This is a genomic window from Halopenitus persicus (genome assembly GCF_002355635.1).
In the GTDB taxonomy this organism is placed as follows: domain Archaea; phylum Halobacteriota; class Halobacteria; order Halobacteriales; family Haloferacaceae; genus Halopenitus; species Halopenitus persicus_A.
In genome coordinates this window covers 1,879,864-1,904,641 of the sequence record NZ_AP017558.1, presented here as the reverse complement: position 1 = coordinate 1,904,641, position 24,778 = coordinate 1,879,864, and the positions used below count along the sequence as shown (strand labels likewise).

Genomic DNA, 24,778 nt, shown 5'->3' with positions numbered 1-24,778 from the left:
GGGGAAAACCGTCGGGTGGTTTCTTGTAGGCCGAGCCGGTGATGAGTGGTGTATGGTCCAGGCCACGGCGGGCGAGGAGTGGATCGCCGACGCGGAGCTGTTCGTCCGTGAGAACCCCGAGCTAGCGGTCGCAACGGCGATCGCGTTGGTGGTCGTGCTCGGGAGCGTCTACGCGTTCGTCCGTCTGCGCCGGGCCCGCGGCGTCACGTTCCGGCGGCTGATCGCCGACGCCGGGGAGATCGCGGTGTTGATGCATCCGAACCCGGATCCCGACGCGATGGCCGCCGCGATCGGCGTCGTCGAGCTGGCCGATCAGGTCAACGTCGACGCGACGATCCAGTATCCGGGCCAGATCCGCCACCAGGAGAACCGGGCGTTCCGGACGGTCCTCGACCTGGAGCTGGACCGGATCGACCACGTCACGGATCTCGCCGCCGAGTCGGTCGTCCTGGTCGACCACAACGAGGCCCGCGGATTCGGCGGCGCGGACGGCGTCCTGCCGCTCGCGGTGGTCGACCATCATCCCGGCGACGGAGCGGGCGAGGAGTTCACCGACGTTCGGACCGACTACGGTGCGACCGCGTCGATCGTCGCCGAGTACTTCGAGGACAACGACGCGGCTCCGGTGCCGCCCGACATGCACGCGAGCGAAACCGACGGAAGCTACACCCTGCCAACCAGTGCGGCGACGGGACTGTTGTACGGGATCCTCGCCGACACCAACCACCTCACAGTCGGCGCGAGCGAGGCCGACTTCGCCGCAGCGAGCTATCTCTATCCCGGGGTCGACCAGGATCGGCTCGACCGGATCGCGAACCCGGCGGTCGACGCCGAGGTCCTCGAGGTGAAGGCACGGGCGATCGCGGGCCGACAGGTCGAGGGATCGTTTGCCGTCGCCGACGTGGGATCAGTTAACAACGTCGACGCGATCCCGCAGGCGGCCGACGAGCTGATCCAGCTGGAGGGCGTCACGGCCGTCGTGATCGTCGGCGAGCGGGACGGGACGATCCACCTCTCGGGACGGTCGCGAGACGACCGGGTCCATATGGGGAAGGCGATCGAGGAGGCGCTCACGGACGTTCCGAACGGCGACGGCGGCGGTCACGCGCGGATGGGCGGGGGGCGAATCACGCCCGACATCGATCCGACGGACGATTCGATCGAGGAGGCCGTCGACCGCGACGACCTCTCGGACGGGCTGTTCCGGGCGATGGCCGGGGACGTGTGACCACGCCGACGGTCGCAGCGGTCCGCTTGCCGAGGGGTCCGGAGGGCGAACGACGTCAGAATCAGAACCGCGTGCGGCCCGTGGAGGAGTCCTCGCGGCCGAGCGCCTGCTTGAGGAAGTTCATCCAGCGTTTCGTGTCGACCGCGTCCTGTCGTTCGGCCTCCGCCTCGACGTCGGCAGGTTCGAGGGACTCGAGCGCGTCGAGCGCGCGGTCGATCCCGATGATCGCGTCGGCGAGCTCGGCGCCGGTCTCGTAGGAGACCTCCCCCGCCTCGATGCGGTCGAGCCGCTCGATGCGCTCGCGACGAAGGTTCCGTTTCGCCTGCTCGACGCGCTCGCGCTCGCCCGGCGGGACGGTCTCGCGGCGTTTGATCTCGAAGACGAACTCGCGGAGGTCGATCGGCTCGCCCTGCACCTCGATCGTCTCGGGGATCGACGCCCCGATCGTCGCGGCCTCGCGGTTGACGCGCTCGAGCAGCTGTTTGCGGCGATACTCCTTCACACGGGTGCAAAGCGGCTCGGAACACTTCGCTCCTTCGTCCGACCCGAGGGATGTGGCGGCACGGCGGCCACGAGGATGGAACGCACACACCGACCACGAGGATGGAACGCACACACCGACCACGAGGATGGAACGCACACACCGACCACGGAGGTTTAGCACGTGCACGCGAATGAGGACGTATGGAGAGCCTCGAGGCCGAACTCGACCGCGCCCGTGAGCTGTCGGTCGCCGATCTCGCGGACGCGATCGAGTCGATCGGGTTCGAGTGTACGCGCTGTGGAGCCTGCTGCAAGGGGTATACGCCGAACGCCGACGATGGCGTTGCTGAGGGCGATGGCGCTGGCGTCGAGACGGAGGACGATCGATCGCACGCGGAGCCACACACGGCGACCGTCTTCCCCGAGGAGGTTCGGGAGTTGCTGGCGACCCTCGGCAACGAACACGCCGTCGAGGACAGTGTACCCGGCGCCGAGGACAGTGCCGCCGGTGATGGAAGCGAGGACGGCAGTGACGACGCCACGGACGGCGAGTACGACTGGCGTGACGTTGCCCGTCCGATGCCGTACGGTCTCGATGAGTCGACGACGGGAGAGCCGGTCGGCGAGACGTTCGAGTGGGCCCTGCAGACGGACGCGTGTGGGAACTGTACCTTCTACCGGGAGACCGACGGACGCGGCGCCTGCACGGTGCACGAGGATCGGCCGTTGGTGTGTCGGACGTACCCGTTTAGCGTCGCGCTCGGCGGGACGAGCCAGCCGATGGGCGAGGCGGTCGACGAGGCGGGGATGGTCCGGGCCCACGAGTGTGAGGGGCTGGGACGTGACATCTCCCGGTCCGAGGCCGAGGACCTCGCGGACGCCTTGAAGCGGCGGGCGGTCCGGGAGCTCGAGGAGGCGATCGGGGTTCGGGACGCCTATCGTCCGGCGGGAGACGTCGACGGCGTCGTCGTCCACGACTCGGAGGGGCAAAAGCGCCCCGACGGAACGCCGATCGACGGGGACCGGACCGAACGGTCGTGAATGGGGTCACGGGTGATGGGTCGTCCGGCGCCGCCGGGGGTGATGGGTCGGCCGACGGTCCCGGGAACGACGATCCGCTGGCGGTACAACTATTATACTCGCTCGTGAGTATCCGGTAGAGGTCTACTATGGAAATTTCCGATAAACTCCTCTGTCTGTTCAGTGCGGACGTCCGAGAGACGGACGACTCCTACGTCGTCGAGGTACCGAAGCGGGAGGTCGAAACCGGCACGGTCGACGTCGGCGAGACGTATCGCGTCGCGCTCATCGCGGGCGCCGAATCGGAGGACGACGTCGACGGGATCGGCGGCACGGATGCCGATGCCGGCGACGGCCCACAGCCGCCGGTCGAGCCCGGCGAAATGCGGTACGTCGAGATCGAGGACATCGGCAAGCAGGGCGACGGGATCGCTCGCGTCGAGCGCGGCTACGTGATCATCGTTCCGGGCGGCGACGTCGGCGAGCGCGTGAAGATCGAGGTCACGGAGGTCAAATCGAACTTCGCCGTCGGCGAGATCGTCGACGAGGACGTCTGACCGCGGCACGTCGCCGGTTCCGCGAGGGCGGGTGCTGGGCTGCGGCTACTCGTCAGGGGAAACGCGGGCGTCCCAGTAGGAGACGGACGCGACGTAATCGCCCGGGATCGTCCGACCGATCGCTTCATCGACGGCTCGGAACCCCTTCGCGACCGCACCCGGCAGGTTCCGGTAGAACCCGTACGGGAGCACGAAGTCGTGCTCCTCGCCGGCGAGCTCGAGATCCGCGGCGGATAGCATCGAGACGACTTGGTTCTCCGAATAGAGCCGTGACCCCATCGGGAGAAGCCACGTGTAGAGCACGCGTGCACTCCGTCGGTTGAACGTGTCGAAGACGATCTGGTCGCTACTCACCCGGGCCAACTCGGAGAGGAACGGGACCGGATCGTCCATCAGATGGAAGAACCGCATCGCGAGGACGGCGTCGAAGTGGTCGTCGGGGAACGGGAGTCGCGAGGCGTCGCCGCGCATGAACTCGACGCGGTCGTCGATCCCTCCGTCCCGCGCCTTTCGGCGGCCCTGTTCGAGCATCTCCCGGGAGATGTCGAGCCCGACGATGTCGGCGCCCTGATCGGCGAGCATCGTGGTGAAGCGACCGGTACCGCAGGCGACCTCGAGCACGCGTTTGTCCGCGATCGGATCGAGGGCCGACAGCACCGCCTCCTTCTCCCGGCGGTCGATCACGCGCCCGCCGTCGGCGAACCGGATGTCGTCGTACTCCTCGGCGACGTCGTCCGCCTGATACCAATCCTGTCCTTTCACACTAGAATGTCCTCACGCCCCGAACGACAAAACCGTACTGGATGTCGAGCCGGTACGACCGTTCGATCGGCCGATCCGGACGTCGTTCCGGATGCGATCGGGAACGGCGTCGGAGGGAAGAGCACGAACGGGAATGAGCGGGAACGGAGGAGCACGAACGGGAATGAGCGGGAACGGAGGAGCACGAACGGGAATGAGCGGGAACGGAGGAGCACGAACGGGAATGAGCGGGAACGGAGGAGCACGAACGGGAATGAGCGGGAACGGAGGAGCACGAACGGGAATGAGCGGGAACGACGAGAGACGACCCGATCCATCAACGACCGATCGGCGTCCGCGAGCCGAAGCGACGCGGACACATATTAAGACATTATATTGTCGATATCGAATTGTCCTATATATAGCCAACCTTTACGATGCACCGCTGGCACCCACCCGATATGAGCACTCGTTCCGCGGAGACCCACGAGCCGACGATCCTGTCTGAATCGGAGTATCGCGACCGCCTCCGCGAGCTCCCTCCGAGCGCCAAGCTCGTCGCGAAGGTCCTCGAAGACGACGCGCCGCTTTCACAGGGCCAGCTCGCCGAGGAGTCGCTGCTTCCCGACAGGACGGTTCGGTACGCACTCAACCGGCTCGAGGAGTCGGAGATCGTCGACTCACGGTACAGCTTCAAGGACGCCCGCAAGCAGGTCTACTACCTCAGAACCTGAGGCGGATACCCGGCTGAACCGTGTATGAGACCCGCCGCCGCGCCGCCCGGCGGGTCACGAAGAGTCTTTTACGCGTCGCGTCATACGGGTCGAGGTATGAACCTCTCGGTCGTGGTTCCCACGCTCAACGGACGGGACCAGCTGGCGGACGGACTGGACGCGCTGTCCGCCCACGCGCCCGCGGCCGAGGTGATCGTGGTGAACGGCCCCTCCGCGGACGGTACCACCGGGATGGTTCGCGACCGTGCGGACGTCGACGTGCTCGTTGAGATCTCGGACCGGAGCGTCAACGTCGCACGGAACGCCGGCATCGAGGTGGCGACGGGGGAGGCGATCGCGCTCGTCGATTACGACAACCGGATCGACCCCGACTGGATCGGGGGCGTCGAGACGGGGCTCGAGCACGCCGACGTCGTCACCGGTCCAGTGTCGCGTCCGCTCCGCGCCGGGCAGACGGCGGACAGCGCCGAACGGCGGCGGATCGCCGGCCGTGACGTGACGTACTTCGCCGGCGGCAACGTCGTCTTCCGGGCCAACGTGCTCGAGGACCTCGACGGTTTCGACGAGTACCTCGAGACCGGCGGATCACGCGACGCCGCCCATCGGCTCGTCGGGCTCGACCACGAGGTGCGGTGGGAGTCCGCCCTCTCGGTCGAACGGGACCCGGATTCCTCGCCCGCGGCGGACGGCGGCCGACCCGACCGCGATTGGGGATGGAAGTACCGGGCGCTGGCCTATCGGCTGGCGAAGAACTACGGGCTCCGCCCCACCGTGATCCGACGGGTCGCGGCGCACGCGCTCGGCGACTCGACGTCGGTCGCCAGGGACGTCGTCAGCGGGGCGGCGACGCCGACCGGCTGGGTCGCCACCGGCCGCGACGTCCTGCTCGGAACGACGACCGGCTTCTCCGACGGGATGGTCGCACGTGCACGCGACCGGACGCCCACGCGGAACCCGTACGGCCTGTCGACGCGGGCCGACAGGGCGGTCGCCAAATACGACCGCCGCGAGGACGACGGGGCGTAAGAGCGACGAAAAAGATGCTGCGTAACGCGGGAGGACGACCGGAACACATGGTCACCCCCGTGACGTAACCGGTTTCACCGCGGACGCCGAACCCGCTGGTAATGGACCGTACTGACGCCATCGACCGGGTGGAGACCATTCTCGAGACGGTCGAGTCCGATCCGATGCCGGTTCCGGTGCGCGAGGTCTGGGTCTACGGCGACGTCGCCCTGGGACTCGATCCGATCGACCGCCTCGACGTCTACGTGACGAAGGACGTCCTCCTCGGCGACGACCGGGACGATGAGGTGTCCTCCGGGAACGACGATACGGCCATCGGGGACGATCCGGCCGGCGTGAACGAGAAGGCGGACCCGGACGCGTTCGAGGGCGTCCGCGGGATCGGCAAGACGATCCGCACGGGGTGGGCACGGCGGCATCCGGATCTGGTGCGGACGAACCCGAACGGGTACGCGGCCCCGGAGAAGTGTCTGGCCGCCCACCTCCTTCCGGCCGACGAACCGATCCATCTCGAGGTCTGCAACACGGGGTTCGACCGGAACGTCACCCAGCGGCTGAACGGCGCCGTGGCACGCGAGACCTACGCGGAGGTCCTCGACCCGCGCGGGGTCTGCCTGTGGGTCGACGGCGAGCGCGACGACGAGGCGCTCGACCGGCTCCGGGAGGGGTCCTTCGCGATGCCGACGCTCGAGGAGGCGCTATCGATGCTGGGCGCCGCAGACGACGTCGCCGCCGAGGCGGCCGAGACGGTGCAGCGCGAGCGTGACCGATCGACCGGATCGTCGGTGCGCGGCGACGTGGTGTAACGACCGGGTACCGTGATGGCGGTCGAACGACGCGGTCGACCGGCGGCCGGCCCGACGCGGCCTCGTTCGTCAGGCTGACCCGACGCGATGGAGCCTCGTCCGTCAGGCCGACCTGACACGATGGAGCCTCGTTCGTCAGGCTGACCCGACGCGGCCGACCGTCACGTCGAAGGGGACGACCTCGACGCGCTCGTACTCGCGGTCGCGCATCGCGTCGACGACGTCGCGGCCCATCGACCGCCAGCGCGACCGCAGGTCGTCGTACCCGGCCGGCGAGAGCGCCGCCTCGAGCTCGGCACGATGGTCGGCGAGGCCGGCGCCGCTGGCCTTGCGGGCCGCGGCCGCCAGGGCCTGGTCGGCGTAGGGCGGCTCGATCCGTTTCTCGTGGTAGTAGCGGCGAGTCGTGACCGACTCGATCCCTTCGCGCCGGAACAGCTCCCGCACCCGGTCGCCCAGGGCGACGTTCGTGCCGACGCCGTCGAGGTAGGCGTTTCGGGCCTCACGCTCCAGCCGTTCCTCGGCGTCGACCGTCGAGGAGACGCCGACGTCGGCGTTGTTGGGCTCGATCGCGGCCACGAGGTCGCTCGAGACGCGCCGGAACTCGCGGATCGCCGCACGGGGGTCGGGAAGGTTGATCAACAGCGCCTGACAGACGACGAGATCGACCGCCGTGTCGGCGATCGGCAGTCGCGTCGCGTCGCCGGCGAGGTATGCCGGACCGTCGGCCGCGCTGCGGGGCTGGGCGGCGGCGTCACGAGTGTGGGCAGCGGCGTCACGAGTCCGGTCGTCGCGATCACGAGTCCGGTCGACGTCGTCGCGGTCGCGACCGCGCGACCGTGCGACCCGAAGCAGTTCACGGTCCGCGTCGACCCCGAGCACGCTCGTGCTCGCGGGCGCCTCCGCGGCGAGGACGCGCGTCAGCTCGCCGGTGCCACACCCGACGTCGAGGACGCGCTCGCGGTCCGAAAGACGGAGCGGAGCCAGGGCCTCCCGGTCGCCGTCCCACATCCCGCGGCGAGTCCGATCGAGGTACTCGGGGCTGAACCGTCGCACGGCGGAGGCTACGTCGCGACGGGGTTAACAGTTGTTGAGTGGACCCGTGGCACGGCGGATCCGTGGATCACTCGCCGGCGCCTCGGCCGTCACCGTCACGGAACGCGTCGAGCGCAAGGACGGCGGTGATGCCGGTACAGTAGCCGATGAACGCGCTGGAGAGACCGACCACCGAGAAGCCGATCGAGAGGCCGATCGACAGCCCGAGCGCCGTCGCGTCGGCGCCCGTGCCGGGAACGCCGAGCAGCCCGCCCACGACGACGATCGCGCCGAAAACGATCCCTGGAACGACGCCGACGGCGAGACACGCCGGGGCTCCGCACCGGCTGTACGCGCCGACCAACGCGATCGGGGCGGGAAGGTACAGCAGGATCGACGGGAGCGCGTCGTCCGCGAGAAAGACCGCGGCGGGGTGAGACGGGGCTACGGCACCCAGCGCCAACACGGCGAGGACGGTGATCGCGGTGACGGCGGCACACGCACCGATCAGCGACAGCCCCCGGCGGCGTCCCGCGCCGAACAGCAGCGACTTGGTGGTGACCACGGCGGGACCGACGGTCAGCAGCTACAAAAACCCGACCCCTCGCGGGCGGTCGTGGTGATCCCTGGACTGACGCGGTCAGGCGGGCTGCGAGGTCGTTCGGAACCTCACTCGGCCGCCCGGAGCTCGCGAACCCGCTCGACGTTCCAGGCGTAGCTCCGGCCGTCCTCGGTCGGCGTCTCGAGGACGAACGGGAGGTCCCGGAGGTCGGGATGGGTGACGATCCGCTCCATCCCGGCGTCGCCGATGTGTCCCTCGCCGACGTGGGCGTGTTCGTCCTTGTTGGTCCCGCACTCGTGTTTGGAGTCGTTGAGGTGGAGACACCGGAGGTGCTCGAGCCCGACGACGTCGTCGAACTCCGCGATCGTCTCGTCGACGCCCGCGGACGTGGAGAGGTCGTATCCGGCGGCGAAGGTGTGTGCGGTGTCGAGACAGACGTCGAGGTCCGTCTCGGCGAGCTCGAGGACGGTCGCGAGATGCTCGAACTGCCCGCCGAGTTTCGTCCCGGAGCCGGCGTCGGACTCGATCAGGATCGTGACGTCCTCGGGGACGTCCAGGGAGTCGAGGACGCCGGCCGCGTTCTCGAGGCCGGCCTCCACGCCCGCGCCGGTGTGGGCGCCGAGGTGGACGTTCACGTACGGGATGTCGAGGGCGTCGGCCGCATCGAGCTCCGCCTGCATCGACTCGCGGGACTTCTCGCGGAGATCCTCCTTGGGCGTACACAGGTTCACGAGGTAGGAGGTGTGGATCACCCACGGTCCCGCGAGGTTCTCGGCCGTTCCCGAGCGGAAGCGCTCGGCCTCCTCCGTGCCGATGTTCGGGTCCTGCCAGACCTGCGGGGAGTGGGTGAATATCTGTCCGCAGTTGCCGCCGACCTCGATCTGGTTGTCGATCGCGTTGTCGACCCCGCCCGCGATCGAGACGTGGGCGCCGATCCGGAGTGTCATACTGGAGGCAGGGGATCGCGGGACAAAGCCGCTTCGGAACGCGCCGTCCCGTTCACACGCACCGTCCCGTTCACGACCTGAACGTACAGACCGCCTATCGCGATCCGGGCTGCTCGTGCACCCACGAATCGGAGCGGTACTTCTCGGCCGCACGCTCACGCGCCCGCGAGAGCTCCGCCTCCGTCCACGATCCCTCGGTCGCCGAGGCCCACTCGGCGAGCGTCTCCTCGAGGGTCTCGACGACCGCAGCACGGTCCAGGTCGACGAGCTCGTCCATCCCGACGACCCGGTCGCGGAACCCGTCCGGGTCGATCGGCGGATCGTCGAAGACGCCGAGATGGCGCTCGGCGTCGACGCTGAACGTCAGGGAGCCGTGTTGGATCACCGCGTCGTTGCGCCGGTACTGGGCGTTGCCGGCGATCTTCCGGCGGTCGTCCGCTGGCCCCGCTACGACGTCGTGAGCCGGGTGCAGCTCACGGAGGTAACACGCCGGGTGGTGGATCTCCGGGACGGCTTCGTCGACGTAGTCGGCGTCGACGCCGATGCGGGAGAAGAACTCGAGGATCGGCTCACAGAGCTGGTGGTAACACTCCAGCAGCTCGCCGGGGACCACGTCAGCCGGGACCGCGATCGAGTAGGCGATGTCGCCGACCGTGTCGTGATAGATGCCGCCGCCGCCGGTCTGTCGCCGGGTGACGTCGACCCCGTTGGCCGCACACCACTCCCAGTCGACCGTCTCGGGGTCCTGCCGGTAGCCCATCGTGAGACAGCTCGGGTCCCACCGGTAGACGCGGACCGTCCAGGGTCCGCCCTCGGCGGCGGTGTCGGCCGCGACCTCGTCGAGCGCCATCTGCATCGGTCCCGACCGGGCCTCCTCCCGAATGATCCGCCAGTCGCCGTCTGGTGCGTCCATACGCCGGTTTCGGATCGTGTCCGAAAAAACCGTTGCGTTCCGCCGAACCCGGCGGTCCGACCGCGATCCGGGAGTGGCCTTCATACGGGTGCCGGACGAATCCGGGGGTATGGTCGATTTAGTCGAGACCTTCATCGAGGACCGGAATCGGATCCAGCCGCACCACGCGAACAACCACGGAACCGCACACGGCGGGAACGTTCTCCGGTGGATGGACGAAGTGGGGGGAATGAGCGCGATGCGGTTCGCCAGCGAACCCTGCGTCACCGCCCACATCAACTCCGTGGACTTCGAGCTACCGCTCGAGCTCGGCGACATCGCCTTCATCGAGGCGTACGTCTACGCCGCCGGCCGAACCAGCGTTCGCGTTCGCGTCCGGGTCTACGGGGAGGATCCCCTCACCGGGGATCGAGAACTGACGACGGAGTCGTATTTCGTCTTCGTGGCGATCGACGAGGACCGATCCCCGGTCCCCGTGCCCGAGCTCACCGTCTCGACGTCGGAGGGCGAACGGCTGCGTGACCAGGCGTTGGCCGCCGAGTAGCGCGCCCCGCCGATCGAGAACGAGCTTCGTCTCGGCCGCAAACCGACCACGATGTGGCCGACGCCGTTCGTGGGCGGGAGCGATGCCACCGCATTCGATTTTTATATCGCGGTATGAGATTTATATTTGGGGAGGACCGGATCGCACGGCCCTTTTAGGAGTCGCCGGAGTACGGAAGGCATGGTCAGGAACATCGCGGGGTTGATGGCCGACCTCGAGCCCGAGGACTTCTATCTCCTCTCGGGGGTCGAGCAGGGGATGCGCTTCTCGGAGTGGGTCCGCCGCGACAAGCTCCCGGAGTACTCCGAGCTCACCGCCGAGGAGGTCGACTACCGGATCGACCGGTGCCTCGACGAGGAGCTGATCGAGCGAAAGACGATCCAGTACGAGGGCTACCAGCTGACCTTCGAGGGCTACGACGCGCTCGCGTTGCGGACCTTCGCCGAGCGGGACACCGTCGAGGGGATCGGCGCCCCGCTGGGCGTCGGCAAGGAGAGCGACGTCTACGAGGCCCGGTCGTTCAAGCCGCTCGCGTTGAAGTTCCACCGCGAGGGGTACACGAACTTCCGCGAGGTGATGAAGGAACGCGAGTACACGGCCGACAGGCAGCACGTCTCCTGGCTGTACACCGCACGGCAGGCGGCCGAACGGGAGCACGAAGCCCTGGAGACGCTGTATCCGGACGTCTCGGTGCCGCGACCGATCGACTGGAACCGGCACGCGATCGTGATGGACAAGTTCGAGGGCGTGGAGCTCGCCCGCGCGAAGCTCGCGGCCGAACAGGTCGTGGGCGTGCTCGATCTGGTGCTCGCCGAGCTGACGACCGCCCACGAGGCGGGGTGGGTCCACGCGGACATGTCCGAACACAACGTCGCGATCGCCGAAAGCGGCATCACGATCTTCGACTGGCCCCAGGCGGTGCCGACCGACCACGAGAACGCGCGGGAGTTCCTCGAGCGCGACGTCGAGAACCTCACGCGGTATTTCGCCCGGAAATACCCCCACGAAATCCCCGATTCGCTCGAGACGTCGGCGATCGCCGACGCGATCGCGGACGGATCCTTCGAGACGATTCGGGCGTTTGAGAATTGATAAACTATATACTGCGATAGGAAATCAGTCGTTGGCCGGAAGCGGAGTCAATGTTGGTTCTCCAAACCACGGTTGGATCGGGACCGCTCGGGGGACGGACCAGTAGTCGTCGATCGGGAGGCGGTATGCTTTGGATTCGAAACCTGTGGACTGGAAAGGATGAATGTTCGAAAGGGAAACCCGGTTGAATACGGGTCCCGTATAGACAGGTAATGAGCCAGCGAAAAAGCCAGATCAACATCCAGGGGATGAGTTGTGCGAACTGTTCGCAAACCATCTCCGACGCCGTCAGCTCGCTTGACGGGGTCTCGGAGGCGACCATCAACTTCGCCACCGACGAGGGGTCGGTCACGTACGATCCCGAGCAGGTCTCGCTCGGCGAGATATTCGACGCGATCGAGGAGGCGGGCTACTCGCCGGTGACCGACACGGTCACGATCGCGGTCACCGACATGTCGTGTGCGAACTGCTCGGAGACGATCCGGGACGCGCTCGAACGGACGCCGGGCGTCGTCGACGCCGACGCCAACTACGCGACCGACGAGGCACAGGTCACGTACAACCCCGCCGAGGCGGACCGTGGGGACTTCGCCGACGTCATCGAGGACGCCGGCTACTCGCCCGTCCGGGAGGACGCTGAGACCGACGACGGCGCAGGCGGCGATGCGCGAGAGACGGCCCGCCAAGGGGAGATCCGTCGGCAGCTCCGGCTGACGCTGTTCGGCGCGGTCCTGTCGCTGCCCCTGCTGGCGTTTATGGTCGACCACCTGCTGGGGCTCGGACTCGTCGGCGACGAGGTCGTCGGCCTGCCGGCCGGGTGGGTCATGTTCGCGCTGGCGACGCCCGTCCAGCTGGTGCTCGGCAAGCCGTTCTACGAGAACTCCTACAAGGCGCTCGTCACGAACGGCCGCGCCAACATGGACGTGCTGATCGCGCTGGGGTCGACCACCGCGTACGTCTACTCCGTGGCGGTCCTGCTCGAGCTGATCGCCGGCGGGCTCTACTTCGACACGGCCGCGTTCATCCTGGTGTTCATCACGCTCGGCAACTATCTCGAGGCCCGCTCGAAGGGCCAGGCCGGCGAGGCGCTCCGGAAGCTCCTCGAGATGGAGGCGGACACCGCCACCGTGGTTGACGAGGACGGGAACGAGGAGGAGATCCCCCTCGAGGACGTCGACGTCGGCGACCGGATGAAGGTCCGTCCCGGCGAGCAGATCCCCACCGACGGCGTGGTCGTCGACGGCCAGTCGGCGGTCGACGAGTCGATGGTGACCGGCGAGTCGGTCCCCGTCGAGAAATCCGAGGGCGACGAGGTGGTCGGGTCGACCATCAACGAGAACGGCGTGCTCGTCGTCGAGGCGACGAAGGTCGGAAAGGACACGGCGCTCCAGCAGATCGTGCAGACGGTCAAGGAGGCGCAGTCGCGTCAGCCCGACATCCAGAACCTCGCGGACCGCATCTCCGCGTACTTCGTCCCGGCGGTCATCGCGAACGCCGTGTTCTGGGGCGTCGTCTGGTACCTGTTCCCGGCGACCCTCGCGGGCGTCGTCGACGCGCTCCCGCTGTGGGGGCTCGTCGCGGGTGGTCCCGTCGCCGCCGGCGGCGTCTCGGTCTTCGAGTTCGCGGTCATCGTGTTCGCCTCGTCGGTGCTGATCGCGTGCCCCTGTGCGCTGGGCCTCGCGACGCCCGCGGCGACGATGGTCGGGACGACTCTCGGCGCACAAAACGGCGTCCTGTTCAAGGGTGGCGACGTCCTCGAACGCGCGAAGGACGTCGACACGGTCGTCTTCGACAAGACCGGGACGCTCACGAAAGGCGAGATGGAGCTGACCGACGTCGTCGTGTTCGACGACGACGGCCAGCCCGCCACGGACGGTGGCGAGCGAGAGGAGGGGAGTCCGGCTGCCGACGGCGGACGACTCACCGCACGTGAGCGGCTCGGCGAGGACGAGGTGCTTCGGCTCGCGGCCGTCGCCGAGAGCGGAAGCGAACACCCCCTCGCCCGAGCGATCGTCGACGGGGCCAAAGCCCGCGGCATCGACGTGGCCGACCCCGATGGCTTCCAGAACGTCCCCGGCCACGGAGTCAAGGCGACCGTGGAGGAGCGGGAGGTGCTGGTCGGCAACCGGAAACTCCTCCGTGACGACGGGATCGATCCCTCGCCCGCCCAGGAGACGATGGAACGCCTCGAGAGCGAGGGCAAGACGGCGATGCTCGTCGCCTACGATGGTGAACTCGTTGGTGTGGTCGCCGACGCCGACACGATCAAGGAGAGCGCGACGGACGCCGTGAGCCAGTTGCAGGAACGGGGCGTGGACGTGATGATGATCACCGGCGACAACGAGCGCACCGCCCACGCGGTCGCCGAGAAAGTCGGGATCGACCCCGAGAACGTCCGCGCGGAGGTCCTTCCCGAGGACAAGTCGGACGCCGTGGAGGCCATTCAGGACGGCGGTCGAAAGGCGATGATGGTCGGCGACGGCGTCAACGACGCGCCCGCGCTCGCGGTCGCGTACGTCGGCACGGCCATCGGTTCGGGCACGGACGTCGCCATCGAGGCCGCGGACGTCACGCTGATGCGCGACGATCCGGTCGACGTCGTGAAGGCGATCCGGATCTCGGAGGCGACGCTGGCGAAGATCAAGCAGAACCTCGTGTGGGCGCTGGGCTACAACACGGCGATGATCCCGCTGGCCTCGCTCGGCCTGCTCCAGCCGGTGCTCGCGGCGGTCGCGATGGCGATCTCGAGCGTCTCCGTGCTCACGAACAGCCTGCTGTTCAGGCGGTACGAGCCCGACCGTGACTACCGGCTGTTAGGCCGGTTCCGCTAACGGCCGGTTCCGCTAACGGCCGGTTCCGCTAACGACCGGTCCTGCAAACTGCCGCTGGGCCGGTTGAGACCCGTGGATCCGCCGTGCGGTCAGACCCTCCGCGTGAGGTGGTCACGAACCGAGCGCTGGCACGACTCACAGCAGTCGATCAGCCGGACGACGGTCGAGATGACCGGGTACGGCGTCGAGAAGCCATCGACAGCGTAGAGATGGGAGACGAGCGATCGATGCGTGAGACCGGCCTCGGCGCCGTGGCCGGTCGCGGACCCGAGCGTCGCCTGCCGCGCTTCGAGACGCTCCGCACAGCGTTCGCGGTGACGTTCGAGGGTCTCGTGACGGTCCCGGAGCGCCTCGAACCCGAGCCCGGACAGCGGCGTCTCGTCCGCACTGGCGATCCAGGAGACGACCGCGTCGACGTCCGTCCGCGCCGATCGAAGCGACTCACGTTCCCGATCGAGGGCGTCACGGAACGCGTGAAGCTCCGCACGCCGCGTGGCGATGGCCGACCGAACGGCACGCTTGACGGCGGGAGTGAACCGGGCGTCAGTGCCGGGCGCGAGGGCGACCGCGATCTCGTCTCCGAACTCCGAGCGGATCGCCCGGACGACCGCCACGGCGGACGCGTCGGTCCCCTCACCGCGGGCCGACAGTACCGTCCTCGCGAACGCGTTGCGAATCGTTCTGATTCGGCGATCCGATCCCGCGGCATCGTCGGCCGTTCCGGGGCTACCCGACTGACGACTATGGTGATGCGCCGCGGCGATCCCGCCGTCGGCCAGCCGCGTCGGCCCCGTTGACGAGGACGACCGACCGCCGACCGGTTCGAGATCGCGGACCCGCGCGTCGAACCGGCCGAAGGCAGGTTTCAACGAGTCGACGCGGTCGGTCTCGGCGTCGACGCGGTCGAACGCCACGTGAACCGCCGTCTCGACGCTCATCGCCGATCACCGGCCGTGCCGGTATCGGTTGCGTCGGGATCGATTGCGTCGGAATCGTGGACACCGGCATCAGTTGCGGCGACATCGGTCGCATCGGAATCGGCTGTGCCGGCATCGCGTGCGTCGGATCCGGAATCAGCGGGGACCGCGGCGTGGCGTTCGTGGACGACGAGGTCCCGGTACGGGACCGACTCGTCGTACTGCCGGAGCGATTCCCGGTATCGCTGACACGCCCGAGCTGCTCGAGCCGCCGTCTCACGGCTCTCGAAGGCGAGTCCCGCGACGGGCGTCGGCCGATCGCCGGTTCGAGCGCAGGCGAGGTAGTATCGACCGTCGTCGCTGGCGAGCGATTCGATCCGCCGGCGGATGTCGGCGAGCGTCTCGGCAATCATTTAGGCCGTCCTAAAACACGGCGTGGTAAATAGTTTTAGGTTGGCCTAATCCGATGGGACAAAAGCGGGTTTGAGCCATCACAATCGCTTTTGGATGAACCCGTGTGAGTCCGCGTATGGTGACTCCCTCCAGACGAGGCTTCCTCGGCGGAAGCGCCCTCACGCTGGCCGCACTCACGGGAACGCTCGACCCTGACCGCGTGGCCGGCTCGCCGACGCCAACCGACCGGCGGAGCCTCGACGAGCTGTCCGATCCGGTCGCGAGCGCGCTCGCGGCGCTGCCCGACGATGATTCCCTCGACGTCTCGTATCGGCTGGTGGTGGCGACGAACGTGGCAGATGCGGACGCGACCGAGGACCCGCCACACGAGGCCCGCATCGTGACGCGGGAACTCGACGTCGCGGCCGCCGACCTCTCGACGGTCGTCACGGCGATCACCCACGACCATCGGAACCGAATCACGATTGCCGCCGGCACCCTCGACCGGCTCGACCGCGGCGAGGAGGTGGCGACCGTCGGCGACTGGCGGATCGCCGACGACGGGGACCGCGAGGGAACGACGACCGTGAGCACCGACGGCGTCGCGGCGTTCGTCGCGGGCGAGGACCGATCCGGTCGCGTCGAGACGGCGCGGGCGATCGCGGCGGCGGCCGCGGGCGAGGAGGGAATCGACCGGCTCGTCGACGCCAACGCGGACGCCGAGGCGGCGTTCGGGCTGGTCGCGTCGTTCGACACCGTCCTGTTCGCGCCCGACACCGCGGAGTCCGGCTTTCGAACCGCGAGCGCGCCCGCGGTCGGAACCGGAGCGATCCGTGCGTTCGCCGGCGGCTTCGATATCCATCCGGCGCGACTCCACGGCTCGGAGGAGCGCGCCGAGAACCGCTACCTGCTTTTCACCGACGATCCGAGCACGCCCGGCGACCGGGCGGTTCGCTCCCTGATCGAGGCGATCGGAACGGGGATCGTCGAGGAGGCGACGATCGATCGGTCCGGCAGGACGATCCGGGTGGACGCGGTTCTCGAGGCGCCACCGGAGCACGACCACGAGAACGCGCCCGACATTCGGATCGGGACCACGGTCGACGGGGAAGCTGACGGGACGGGGGGTGGCCGGGAGACGGGCGGCGTCGCCCTCGAGCACCGCGGCGGCGAGGCGGTCGCGGGCGGGGACCTCGAGGCGCTCCAGCTGTGGGTCGACGGCGAGCTCGCCGACCGCCAGCCGGCCGACCGGCTGGACCGGTTCGAACCGGGCGACATGCTGACCGTCGAGACCGATCCCCTCGCGAGCGTCGTGCTCCGCTGGTTCGACGCGGAACGAAACGCGCACCGCGTGTACGCGAACGAGGCGATCGGCTCCGAGGCGTTCGCGATCGACCACGACGTCGAGACGGAGACGATCACGGTCACGTACGTCGGCGACCGCGAGGCGAACGCCGGGAAGGTTTCGGTGACGCACCGCGCGGACGACGGAACGGTCCGAACGCCCGCCCCGTCGTTCGGGGATGGCGGCGACGACCGTCCCGAGGAGGGGGACGAAACGCTCACGAACGGGGACGCGGTCACGATCGAGGACGTCGGGATGGGCGACGTCGTCTCCCTGACCCTGACCGTCCCGTCGATTCCGGGCGTTCACCGACGTCCGCTGCAGCGGTTCCGCGTCTCGCCGCCCCGGATCCACGTCCATGACCATCCAGATCGAGGGCTCATCGCGACCTATCACGGCGAGGAGGAGTACGAGGCATCGGCGTTCCGCGTGCTCGTCGACGGCGAGCCGGCGGACCGACAGATCGCCGACGAGGTCGAGGCGCTCTCCCGAGGAGTCGAGATCCCGCTCGGGAACCATCCGGTCGACAGCACCATCACGATCGAGTGGCTCGACCCCGGGGAGCCGGTCGTCGTGGCCGAACACGAGGTGGTCCCGGAGGCGTTCGTCGACCTCGAGTACGACCCCGAGACGGGGACGGTCCGGGTCGAGCACCGGGAGGGCGACGCGATGGCGGCCGACCGGGTCAAACTGCGGGCCGATGAGGAGCCCCTCGAGACGCAACCGGCCGACGAGCACGACGAGTTCGGCCCCGGCGACGTACTGACCGCCGAGGTCCCGCCGTTCGCCCGGGTCGAGGTCGTCTGGGTCGGCGCGGACGACGACGCGGAGAGCGGGACGAACGACGGCGCGGAGGGCGAGAGGGACGACGAACGGGAACATCACCTCGCCGGAACCACGACCGCACACGAGGCGCTCGAGGCGCACTACGACCCCGCCGCGGCGGAGATGCGGCTGACCTACGTCGGGGCACGGACGGCCGATCCCGAGGGGCTGCGGGTCACGACCTACTCGCCGGCGGACGATTCGAGCGACGGCGATCGCAGTCGTCCGAACAACGAGGAGCGTGAAACCCTCACGGTGGCCGAGGAGTACGACGAGCTGACGACCGGGGACGCGATCACCCTCACGGACGTCGCGATCGGCGACCGCGTGACTGCAAGCATTCGAACCGAGACGGTCAATATGGTGAGCGAACGGTCGGTCGGCCACTACCCGACCGAGCCCCGTCACGGATTCACGTTCCAGCCCGGCTCGGAGCGGGAGGCCGGAACGGCGACCGATCGAGGAGGAACCGACCGGACGGAGGCTCGTCCCGACGACGGCATCGTGGCGGTCTACCGCGACCCGGTGAACCGCGACGCCGCGGAGTTCCGGCTGCTCGTCGACGGCGAGCCGGCCGAGACGCAGCCGGCGGACGAACACGACGTGCTCGAACGCGGGGACGTCATCCCGCTGGGCGAGTTCGACCCGGGAACGACGTTCGCCGCGGAGTGGACGCCGCCGGCGGAACCGATCGAGACCGGCAGCCACGTGATCGCGCCGACGGCCGACTTCGCGGTCGACCACGACGCCGCGGACGGGTCTGTCACCGTGACCCACGACGGCGGCGGGGCGATCGCCGCCGAGCACCTCTCGGTCGTCGTCACGCCGGACCCGGGCCGACCCGAACCGTGGGGCGGCGACGAGGCGACCGGGTCGGTCGACGAGGGCGATTCGACCACGGTCGAGGTGGGCCAGGATCCCCACCGCGCGTTCGTGCTGTTCCGCGAGCACGAGGTTATCGCGGAGAAACGGATCGCCGAGACCGAGACGGCGGAAGCGGAGGCGTCAGCCGGATCCTCGGCCGAGGCATCAGGCGGGTCCGCAGCCGAAACGTCGGCCGAAACGACAACCGAAACATCGGCCGGAACGACAACCGAAGCGGAGTGACGGTCCGACGATCGGGCGACGACCCGACTCGGCGCCGGGTGCCTTATAAAATAAATCTCGGCGGTTCGCGGGAGGCTTAAAAAAGACGCTCGTCAGCCGACGGAAAGCCGGCGAGCGAGCCACGGTCGTCCGCGAGGTGGCTTATGAGTGGAAGCCGATGAGCCGATGAGCCGATATCAGTTCCTGGCCGGGAAGCCAAGCGATCCGTGGCTGCCCGCGGCCAACGCCTCGTGGTTCCGGCGGGAGTCGATCACCGTTTCACACGCGGGACACTCGTACGTGAGGGAATCGGCGCGAACGTGGATGACCCAGTCGCCGTTGATGCGGCTTTCGTGACCGCACGCGAAACAATAGAGCGTCGCCTTGTCGGGCGGCTGTCGCTCGGTGGTGGCTGTGGAGGGCGTCATTTCCGAAACTACCCTTCGAACGGGGATAACCGTATCGTCCGCCGCCCCCGCGTGCCAACTCGTCCCCCGGCGGACGGGACGGATCCGGCGGCGAAACGGGCGTTTGCGTGACGATCGGTCCCCGTAACCGACCGGTCGGTCGCGGAGCGGGTCAGTCGTCGGCCGGCGCGACGCCGGTCGGACCGGACCCCGGTCCGGTCGCGTCCCGGGTCGCGGCGACGTAGGCCATGATCAGCATCGCGACGATCAGGGCGCTGCCCCACAACAGCGTGGTCGGGACGAGGAACGCGAGCCCGAGGCCCTCGCCGAGCCAGACGGCGCCGGGAACTCCCCACTGTCCCGCGAGGAACAGACCCGTGACGGCGGTCCGAAGGGTCCCGGTCACCTCGAGCGCGGGCACGGCGAAACCCATCACGATCGCGAGGATCGACAGGACGCCGAGGTGGGCGTGGCCGCCGATCATCCATCGCGGCACGGCGTCGCCGCCGGCGAGGATCATCGCCTGATGGAGGCCGACGGCCATCATCACGGCCAGTCCGACGAATCCGGATACCTTGAATGCCTTCGTCATACCCACAGGGACCGATCGCCCGGATGACAATAAATTTCGGGGACGGCACAACGTTCTCCGGGACGCGGACCGAAGGAGGGACCGCGACGCGCCGCTAGGAGAACCGGACGCCGAGGTCGTGGAGTCGGTCGTTGTGCATCGCGAGGGTGACGAGCAGGGGCGTGATCGACTCGACCTCGGGGGCGTTGGCGATCCCCCCGGCGTCGAGCGCGCGGAGCCCGTCGATGTCCTCCGCGAGCATCCGGACGATGTCCTTCGCGTCCTCGTCGTCGCCGAGGATCAGGGTATCGATCCCGAGGTCGGCGTCGAGGTTCGCGAGCCGACCCGCGGCGAGGTTGTGGAACGCGCCGACGACGGACACGTCATCGGGCGCGGCGTCGGCGGCGATCCGCGTGACGCTGCCCGCACCGGGGCGGTGATAGCGGAACCCCTCCTCCTCGCGTTTCATCCCGACCGCCGGGGAGACGAGCACGTCGTCGTCGTCGAGCTTTCCGGCGATCGATTCGACCGTGTCGCCGACGTGGTACGGCGGGACCGCGAGGACGATCACGTCCCCGCGGTCGGCCGCCATCCCGTTTTCGAAGCCGTTGATCGTGACGTCGACGCCGCGGCTGTCGAGCTCGGTTTCGTACTCGTCGGCCTTCGCGTGCGCCTTCTCGGCGTCACGGGAGCCGATGACGACGTCGTGGTTCGAGTGGAACGCCCACCGGAGCGCCAGGCCTTCGCCGACGTCGCCGGTGCCGCCGAGGATGGAGATTCGCATACCGGGAGTGGTCGTGGCTCGCCCTTAGCGGTTGCGTCACTGGAAACATCGGACGGGGGCGGAGGAAACGGGGTTCGAGGCCCCTCGCCCACGACCGCGGTTGCTCGGTTGCTCGGTGGGGGTGGGGACGGCGTTACTCGAGCAGCTCGGGCAGCGCGTTCACGTCGTCGACCACGGCGTCGGCGCCGGCGTCGACGTACTTTCGCCGGCCGGACTCGCCGGTCAGTCCGCCGGTCAACACGCCGATCCCGTAGTAGACGCGATCGGAATCGGTCTCGTCGGCGTTGCGGGCGGTCCGGACGTCGTCGAGCGTGTCGCCGACGAAGGCCACGGTCGTCGCCTCGAACCGGTCGGCGAGGGTGACGAGCGCGGCGGGGTGCGGCTTGCCCTCCGCCCAGTCGTCCATCGTGAACCGGTGGATCTCGGGGAGGTCGAGCCCGACGCGGTCGAGGGCGATCTCGGCCTCGGCGGCCGGTCGGCCGGTGACCACCCCGACGTCGAAGCGCTTCTGCAGGGCGTCGATGGTGCCAGGGTCGACGAGCACCGGTTCGTCGTGGATGTATCCGTCAGCCTCGATCGGGGGATCGCCCCCCTCGAGATCGCGGTACAGGTCGGTGCCGAGATACAGCGCTTGGAACACGTCCCGGAGCCGGTCGGGGTCCCACTCCTCCTGAACCGCGTCCCAGGCCGCGGCGTCGAGCGCGTCCGCGAGCACGTCCTTCGCGCCCGCGAGCCCGCCACCGGCCGCGGCGACGCGGTCGGCGAAGTCGGGGACCGTGGGGTCGATCCCGGGATCGCGACGATCGGCGAGCACGTACAGCGCCGCGGCGTCAGTCAGCTCCCAGTCGTTGTTGAACCCGCCGGCGTCCTTGAACGGCTGGACGTCCTCGCGGGCGATCGTCGCGCCGTAGACGCGGTCGATCGACTCCACGATCGCCCGCCGGTAGGAGTCGGCGACGTCCACGAGCACCCCGTCGATGTCCAGCACGACTGCGTCGACCTGCATACCTCCGCCTCCGAGGGCCGCGAGAAAAACCGTTCCGACTGGCGTCGCTCCGCCGCCGAACGCTCAGTCCGCGAGAACGAAGACGGTCTCCGATCCTGCCGATCGACGCACGAGCGTGGGGGGAAGAGACGGGGAGGGCACCTCGAATCCGAGCGTCGTGAACGCGAGCGGAGCGTCGATCCGGCCCGCGAACCGGGCGGCCGCGGGCTGGATCTCCGCCGGGAGGTTCCGCGCGTAGACGACGTCGACCGCCGGAGTCGAGGGATCACCCACCGCCGGAGTCGAGGGATCGTCCCCGCGGTCGTCCGCGGTGGTCGCCGCCCCGTCGACCGGAGACGTCGACCCATCGATGAGGGACGCCGATCCGTCGGCGAGGGCGTGCACGTCCGCTTGAATGAACCGGACCCCGGAGGGAACGTCCCGCTCCGTGACGTCGATCGCGATCACGTCGTGTCCAGCGTTCGCGAGCGCGCGGGCCGCGTCGTGGCGATCGCCGATCCCGACCTCGACGACGGTTCCACCCTCGGCGGCCGATCCGAGGGGCGACGCGGCGTCCGCGACCGGCGAGTCGCGGGCGAGGAGCTCGGCGACGACGGCGACGATCGGCGGCGGATCGGATCCGGTCACGTCGGGCCATTTATGACAGGGGGGAGCATAACGGCTTCCATGCTCGTGGACATCGTTCCGGTCGGGGGGGTTTCCGCGCGAGTCAAACGGGAGGCCTCGAGCGCGCTACGGTCGGTATACGACTGTGAGGTGACCGTACACGACGAGCAGTCGATCCCGGCGTCCGCCTACGACGACGGCCGCGACCAGTACCGCGCGGAGGACCTGATCGAGACCGTGAGCCGCGTCGGGGGCGGCGAGAAGAACATCGGGATCACCGCGCGGGATCTGTTCTACCGCCGCCGGAACTACGTCTTCGGGCTCGCATACCTCAACGGAAACGGGTCGGTCATCTCGACCTACCGGCTCCAGACCTCCTCCGACGGCGGGATCACCTCCAAGCCACAGCGCGAGGTCGTCGACGACCGGGTCCGCAAGGAGGTCGTCCACGAGATCGGCCACACCCTCGGACTGGAACACTGCGACAACAGCAAGTGCGTGATGTCCTTCTCGCCGACCGTCCGGGAGGTCGACGTCAAGGAGGAGAACCTCTGTGGCTCCTGTTCGCGATCGATTCGCTGATCCCCCGTCCCGTTCTCGGTCCGTTCTCGGTCCGTTCTCGGTCCGTTCCGTTTCGTTTTCGTGTCGACCGGGCCTCAGTGCACGAGCACGTCGATCGACCGCGTTCGCGGTCCGTCACAGTCCACGAGGAGGACCGCCTGCCAGCGACCGAGGTCGAGCGCGCCGTCCGAGACGGGAACCGTGACGCTCTCGCCGAGCAGCGTCGCACGCAGGTGGGCGTCCGCGTTGCCGTCGAGCCGGTCGTGTTTCCAGCCCTCCTCGGACACCAGCTCCTCGAGGAACGCCTCGAGGTCGTCGAGCAGCCGCGATTCCGGCTCGTTGACGACGACGCCGGCGGTCGTGTGCCGGACGAAAACGGTCACGAGCCCGTCTGCGTCCGCCGGGACCGCGGCCTCGACTCGGTCGGTGACGTCGTGCACCGCGGTGGGGCCGTCCGTCTCGATGGAGAAGGTCATCGTACGCGACCGAACGCGGGCACGGCCGAAAACGGCACCGACCGATCGCACCGGACGTTCGTATCGACCGATCGCACCGGACGTTCACAGCGATTCGGCGAGGTCAGGCCGGATCCGCGGGCCGGTCCTCGGTCCGCGACTCGGCGACGGCGAAGGTGAGCGTGCTCAACACGCCCAACAGCGTGCCGGCCGTGAGCACGAGGGCGAGGTCGCCGAGCAGGAACGACCGCACGCCGGCGACCGGCGGGAGGAAAAAGCCCGACAGCGCGTAAAGGACGGCGGCGATCGACACCACGTAGACGGGCGCGTTGAGATACCGCCAGCGGAACTGGCCGGCGAGGTACTCGTCGGTGATCTGGCCGAGGCTGGAGGTGATCCCCGCGGCGGCGAGCCACTGGACGGCCCCGTGGACGAGCGCGGCGACCGCGGGACCGACGGGCATCGGGTCCTCGGGGGCGATCGTCGCGCGGACGGTCTCGAAGGTCTCGTACCCCTGGACGCCGCCGATCACCAACAGCGCGAGCGCGACGACGTAGGTGATGAGCGTCACGCGGCCGGCGTAGAGGACGTTCCGGACGCGGTCGGCCGTCGTGTCGACGGCGGATTCGAGCCCGAGGCCGCGAAACAGCGAGTACAGGCCCAGCAGGGCGGAGATGATCCCGAGAACCATCGCGCCGGCGACGTCGAAGAGGTTCGCCAGGACGACGAGCGGATAGATGAGCAGCAGGATGCCGAGCGGGACGAGGATGGTCCCGCGCGTCTCGGGATCCGCAAGCACCTGCTTCATCGTGTAGTACATCGACTCCAGATTCTGGGCCTGCCGAACGACGACGCGGCGCACGCCGTCGACCGGCAGCCGGGACCGGATCACCGGGAGGACGGACTCGTCCTGGGCGCCGTCGGTGATGACGATCGCGCTGATCTCCTCGCCGCTGGACAGCTCCGCGAGCACCCGGTCGACCTCCTCGCCGACCTTCCGATTGGCCTGGACGTCCGACCCGTCGACGCCGGTGACGGCCGCGACGGCCACCTCCTCGTCGCTCGTGGCGACCAGCTCGTCGTGAACGGTGATCCCCTGAAAGAGAACGTTGACGTCCGAGTCCTCCGGGTCGACCGTCGCGAGCGCGACCGCGGCCTCGGTGACCGCGTCGCGGCCGATGACGGGAGTGTCGGTTCCCGCCTTCCGGCCGAGGTCGTCGTCGAGGTCGACACAGAGGACGAGCAGCATCGGTGACGGCTACGGGACGGGCGGGCATATGCTTTCGGCCAGTCGGCGCAGTCGCTC

At 68.8% G+C, this 24,778-nt stretch carries 26 protein-coding genes; 11 read left to right on the top strand and 15 right to left on the bottom strand.

Annotated features, from left to right (window positions below; all coding sequences use genetic code 11):
- The first annotated feature begins 52 nt into the window (after positions 1–52).
- The gene (locus CPZ00_RS09240; RefSeq protein WP_096390623.1) at positions 53–1,228 is read left to right on the top strand and encodes a DHH family phosphoesterase; all 1,176 of its coding nucleotides are present in this window, start codon (positions 53–55) and stop codon (positions 1,226–1,228) included.
- Positions 1,229–1,289: 61 nt separating this feature from the next.
- On the opposite strand, the gene CPZ00_RS09235 is transcribed toward CPZ00_RS09240, so the two are convergent.
- Positions 1,290–1,730 (bottom strand): DUF5788 family protein, encoded by a 441-nt coding sequence (locus tag CPZ00_RS09235; RefSeq protein WP_096390622.1) that lies wholly within the window; start codon positions 1,728–1,730, stop codon positions 1,290–1,292.
- 182 nt (positions 1,731–1,912) lie between these two features.
- Here CPZ00_RS09235 and CPZ00_RS09230 point away from each other — a divergent pair, with 182 nt between their 5' ends.
- The gene (locus tag CPZ00_RS09230) at positions 1,913–2,752 is read left to right on the top strand and encodes a YkgJ family cysteine cluster protein (RefSeq protein WP_096390621.1); all 840 of its coding nucleotides are present in this window, start codon (positions 1,913–1,915) and stop codon (positions 2,750–2,752) included.
- 128 nt (positions 2,753–2,880) lie between these two features.
- Positions 2,881–3,288, top strand: a complete 408-nt coding sequence (locus tag CPZ00_RS09225; RefSeq protein WP_096390620.1) for a TRAM domain-containing protein — start codon at positions 2,881–2,883, stop codon at positions 3,286–3,288.
- Between the two features lie 45 nt (positions 3,289–3,333).
- Here CPZ00_RS09225 and CPZ00_RS09220 read toward each other — a convergent pair whose 3' ends face one another.
- Positions 3,334–4,050, bottom strand: a complete 717-nt coding sequence (locus tag CPZ00_RS09220) for a class I SAM-dependent methyltransferase (RefSeq protein ID WP_096390619.1) — start codon at positions 4,048–4,050, stop codon at positions 3,334–3,336.
- A 440-nt stretch (positions 4,051–4,490) separates the two neighbouring features.
- Between CPZ00_RS09220 and CPZ00_RS09215 the strand changes: the two genes are divergently transcribed.
- From CPZ00_RS09215 to CPZ00_RS09205, 3 genes are all read left to right on the top strand, one after another.
- On the top strand, positions 4,491–4,763 hold the full coding sequence (locus CPZ00_RS09215) for a winged helix-turn-helix domain-containing protein (protein ID WP_096390618.1): 273 nt from the start codon (positions 4,491–4,493) through the stop codon (positions 4,761–4,763).
- A 96-nt stretch (positions 4,764–4,859) separates the two neighbouring features.
- Positions 4,860–5,789, top strand: a complete 930-nt coding sequence (locus tag CPZ00_RS09210; RefSeq protein ID WP_096390617.1) for a glycosyltransferase family 2 protein — start codon at positions 4,860–4,862, stop codon at positions 5,787–5,789.
- Positions 5,790–5,890: 101 nt separating this feature from the next.
- Positions 5,891–6,595 carry a DUF7095 family protein gene (locus tag CPZ00_RS09205; protein WP_096390616.1) on the top strand — a complete coding sequence of 235 codons (705 nt, stop codon included), beginning with the start codon at positions 5,891–5,893 and terminating at the stop codon, positions 6,593–6,595.
- A gap of 135 nt (positions 6,596–6,730) precedes the next feature.
- Here CPZ00_RS09205 and CPZ00_RS09200 read toward each other — a convergent pair whose 3' ends face one another.
- From CPZ00_RS09200 to CPZ00_RS09185, 4 genes are all read right to left on the bottom strand, one after another.
- Positions 6,731–7,648 carry a class I SAM-dependent methyltransferase gene (locus CPZ00_RS09200; protein WP_096390615.1) on the bottom strand — a complete coding sequence of 306 codons (918 nt, stop codon included), beginning with the start codon at positions 7,646–7,648 and terminating at the stop codon, positions 6,731–6,733.
- Positions 7,649–7,715: 67 nt separating this feature from the next.
- Positions 7,716–8,192 carry a hypothetical protein gene (locus CPZ00_RS09195; RefSeq protein WP_096390614.1) on the bottom strand — a complete coding sequence of 159 codons (477 nt, stop codon included), beginning with the start codon at positions 8,190–8,192 and terminating at the stop codon, positions 7,716–7,718.
- A 104-nt stretch (positions 8,193–8,296) separates the two neighbouring features.
- A complete protein-coding gene (locus tag CPZ00_RS09190; protein WP_096390613.1) occupies positions 8,297–9,136 on the bottom strand; it encodes a deoxyribonuclease IV in 840 nt (279 codons plus the stop codon).
- Between the two features lie 94 nt (positions 9,137–9,230).
- Positions 9,231–10,049 (bottom strand): lipoate--protein ligase family protein, encoded by an 819-nt coding sequence (locus CPZ00_RS09185; protein ID WP_096391660.1) that lies wholly within the window; start codon positions 10,047–10,049, stop codon positions 9,231–9,233.
- Between the two features lie 109 nt (positions 10,050–10,158).
- Here CPZ00_RS09185 and CPZ00_RS09180 point away from each other — a divergent pair, with 109 nt between their 5' ends.
- The 3 genes from CPZ00_RS09180 to CPZ00_RS09170 all read left to right on the top strand — a co-directional run bounded on the left by CPZ00_RS09180 (position 10,159) and on the right by CPZ00_RS09170 (position 14,516).
- Positions 10,159–10,593, top strand: coding sequence for an acyl-CoA thioesterase (locus tag CPZ00_RS09180; protein WP_096390612.1), 435 nt, complete (start codon positions 10,159–10,161; stop codon positions 10,591–10,593).
- A 180-nt stretch (positions 10,594–10,773) separates the two neighbouring features.
- Positions 10,774–11,685, top strand: coding sequence for a serine/threonine-protein kinase RIO2 (locus CPZ00_RS09175; RefSeq protein WP_096390611.1), 912 nt, complete (start codon positions 10,774–10,776; stop codon positions 11,683–11,685).
- A 212-nt stretch (positions 11,686–11,897) separates the two neighbouring features.
- A complete protein-coding gene (locus CPZ00_RS09170) occupies positions 11,898–14,516 on the top strand; it encodes a heavy metal translocating P-type ATPase (protein ID WP_096390610.1) in 2,619 nt (872 codons plus the stop codon).
- An 89-nt stretch (positions 14,517–14,605) separates the two neighbouring features.
- On the opposite strand, the gene CPZ00_RS09165 is transcribed toward CPZ00_RS09170, so the two are convergent.
- Both CPZ00_RS09165 and CPZ00_RS09160 read right to left on the bottom strand, forming a co-directional pair.
- Positions 14,606–15,454 carry a DUF7260 family protein gene (locus CPZ00_RS09165; RefSeq protein ID WP_096390609.1) on the bottom strand — a complete coding sequence of 283 codons (849 nt, stop codon included), beginning with the start codon at positions 15,452–15,454 and terminating at the stop codon, positions 14,606–14,608.
- The gene (locus CPZ00_RS09160) at positions 15,451–15,846 is read right to left on the bottom strand and encodes a DUF7552 domain-containing protein (protein WP_096390608.1); all 396 of its coding nucleotides are present in this window, start codon (positions 15,844–15,846) and stop codon (positions 15,451–15,453) included. The genes CPZ00_RS09165 and CPZ00_RS09160 overlap by 4 nt, the downstream gene beginning before the upstream one ends.
- Before the next feature lie 116 nt (positions 15,847–15,962).
- On the opposite strand from CPZ00_RS09160, the gene CPZ00_RS09155 reads away from it, so the two are divergent.
- Positions 15,963–19,103, top strand: coding sequence for a hypothetical protein (locus CPZ00_RS09155; protein ID WP_096390607.1), 3,141 nt, complete (start codon positions 15,963–15,965; stop codon positions 19,101–19,103).
- A gap of 176 nt (positions 19,104–19,279) precedes the next feature.
- Here the strand turns inward: CPZ00_RS09155 and CPZ00_RS09150 are convergent, their stop codons facing one another.
- From CPZ00_RS09150 to CPZ00_RS09130, 5 genes are all read right to left on the bottom strand, one after another.
- On the bottom strand, positions 19,280–19,510 hold the full coding sequence (locus tag CPZ00_RS09150; RefSeq protein WP_096390606.1) for a hypothetical protein: 231 nt from the start codon (positions 19,508–19,510) through the stop codon (positions 19,280–19,282).
- A gap of 151 nt (positions 19,511–19,661) precedes the next feature.
- Positions 19,662–20,081 (bottom strand): hypothetical protein, encoded by a 420-nt coding sequence (locus CPZ00_RS09145; protein ID WP_096390605.1) that lies wholly within the window; start codon positions 20,079–20,081, stop codon positions 19,662–19,664.
- A 94-nt stretch (positions 20,082–20,175) separates the two neighbouring features.
- On the bottom strand, positions 20,176–20,844 hold the full coding sequence (gene npdG / locus CPZ00_RS09140) for an NADPH-dependent F420 reductase (RefSeq protein ID WP_096390604.1): 669 nt from the start codon (positions 20,842–20,844) through the stop codon (positions 20,176–20,178).
- A 133-nt stretch (positions 20,845–20,977) separates the two neighbouring features.
- Entirely contained in the window at positions 20,978–21,850 is an 873-nt protein-coding gene (locus CPZ00_RS09135) for a TIGR01548 family HAD-type hydrolase (protein WP_096390603.1), read from the bottom strand.
- A 63-nt stretch (positions 21,851–21,913) separates the two neighbouring features.
- Positions 21,914–22,477 (bottom strand): UPF0146 family protein, encoded by a 564-nt coding sequence (locus tag CPZ00_RS09130; protein ID WP_096390602.1) that lies wholly within the window; start codon positions 22,475–22,477, stop codon positions 21,914–21,916.
- A gap of 39 nt (positions 22,478–22,516) precedes the next feature.
- Here CPZ00_RS09130 and CPZ00_RS09125 point away from each other — a divergent pair, with 39 nt between their 5' ends.
- Positions 22,517–23,038 (top strand): archaemetzincin family Zn-dependent metalloprotease, encoded by a 522-nt coding sequence (locus CPZ00_RS09125; RefSeq protein WP_096390601.1) that lies wholly within the window; start codon positions 22,517–22,519, stop codon positions 23,036–23,038.
- Positions 23,039–23,112: 74 nt separating this feature from the next.
- Here CPZ00_RS09125 and CPZ00_RS09120 read toward each other — a convergent pair whose 3' ends face one another.
- Together CPZ00_RS09120 and CPZ00_RS09115 are read right to left on the bottom strand one after the other, a co-directional pair.
- Positions 23,113–23,493 carry a secondary thiamine-phosphate synthase enzyme YjbQ gene (locus tag CPZ00_RS09120; protein ID WP_096391659.1) on the bottom strand — a complete coding sequence of 127 codons (381 nt, stop codon included), beginning with the start codon at positions 23,491–23,493 and terminating at the stop codon, positions 23,113–23,115.
- Positions 23,494–23,596: 103 nt separating this feature from the next.
- Positions 23,597–24,721: a DUF373 family protein gene (locus CPZ00_RS09115; protein ID WP_096390600.1), complete on the bottom strand. Its 1,125-nt coding sequence runs from the start codon at positions 24,719–24,721 to the stop codon at positions 23,597–23,599.
- Positions 24,722–24,778 lie beyond the last annotated feature (57 nt).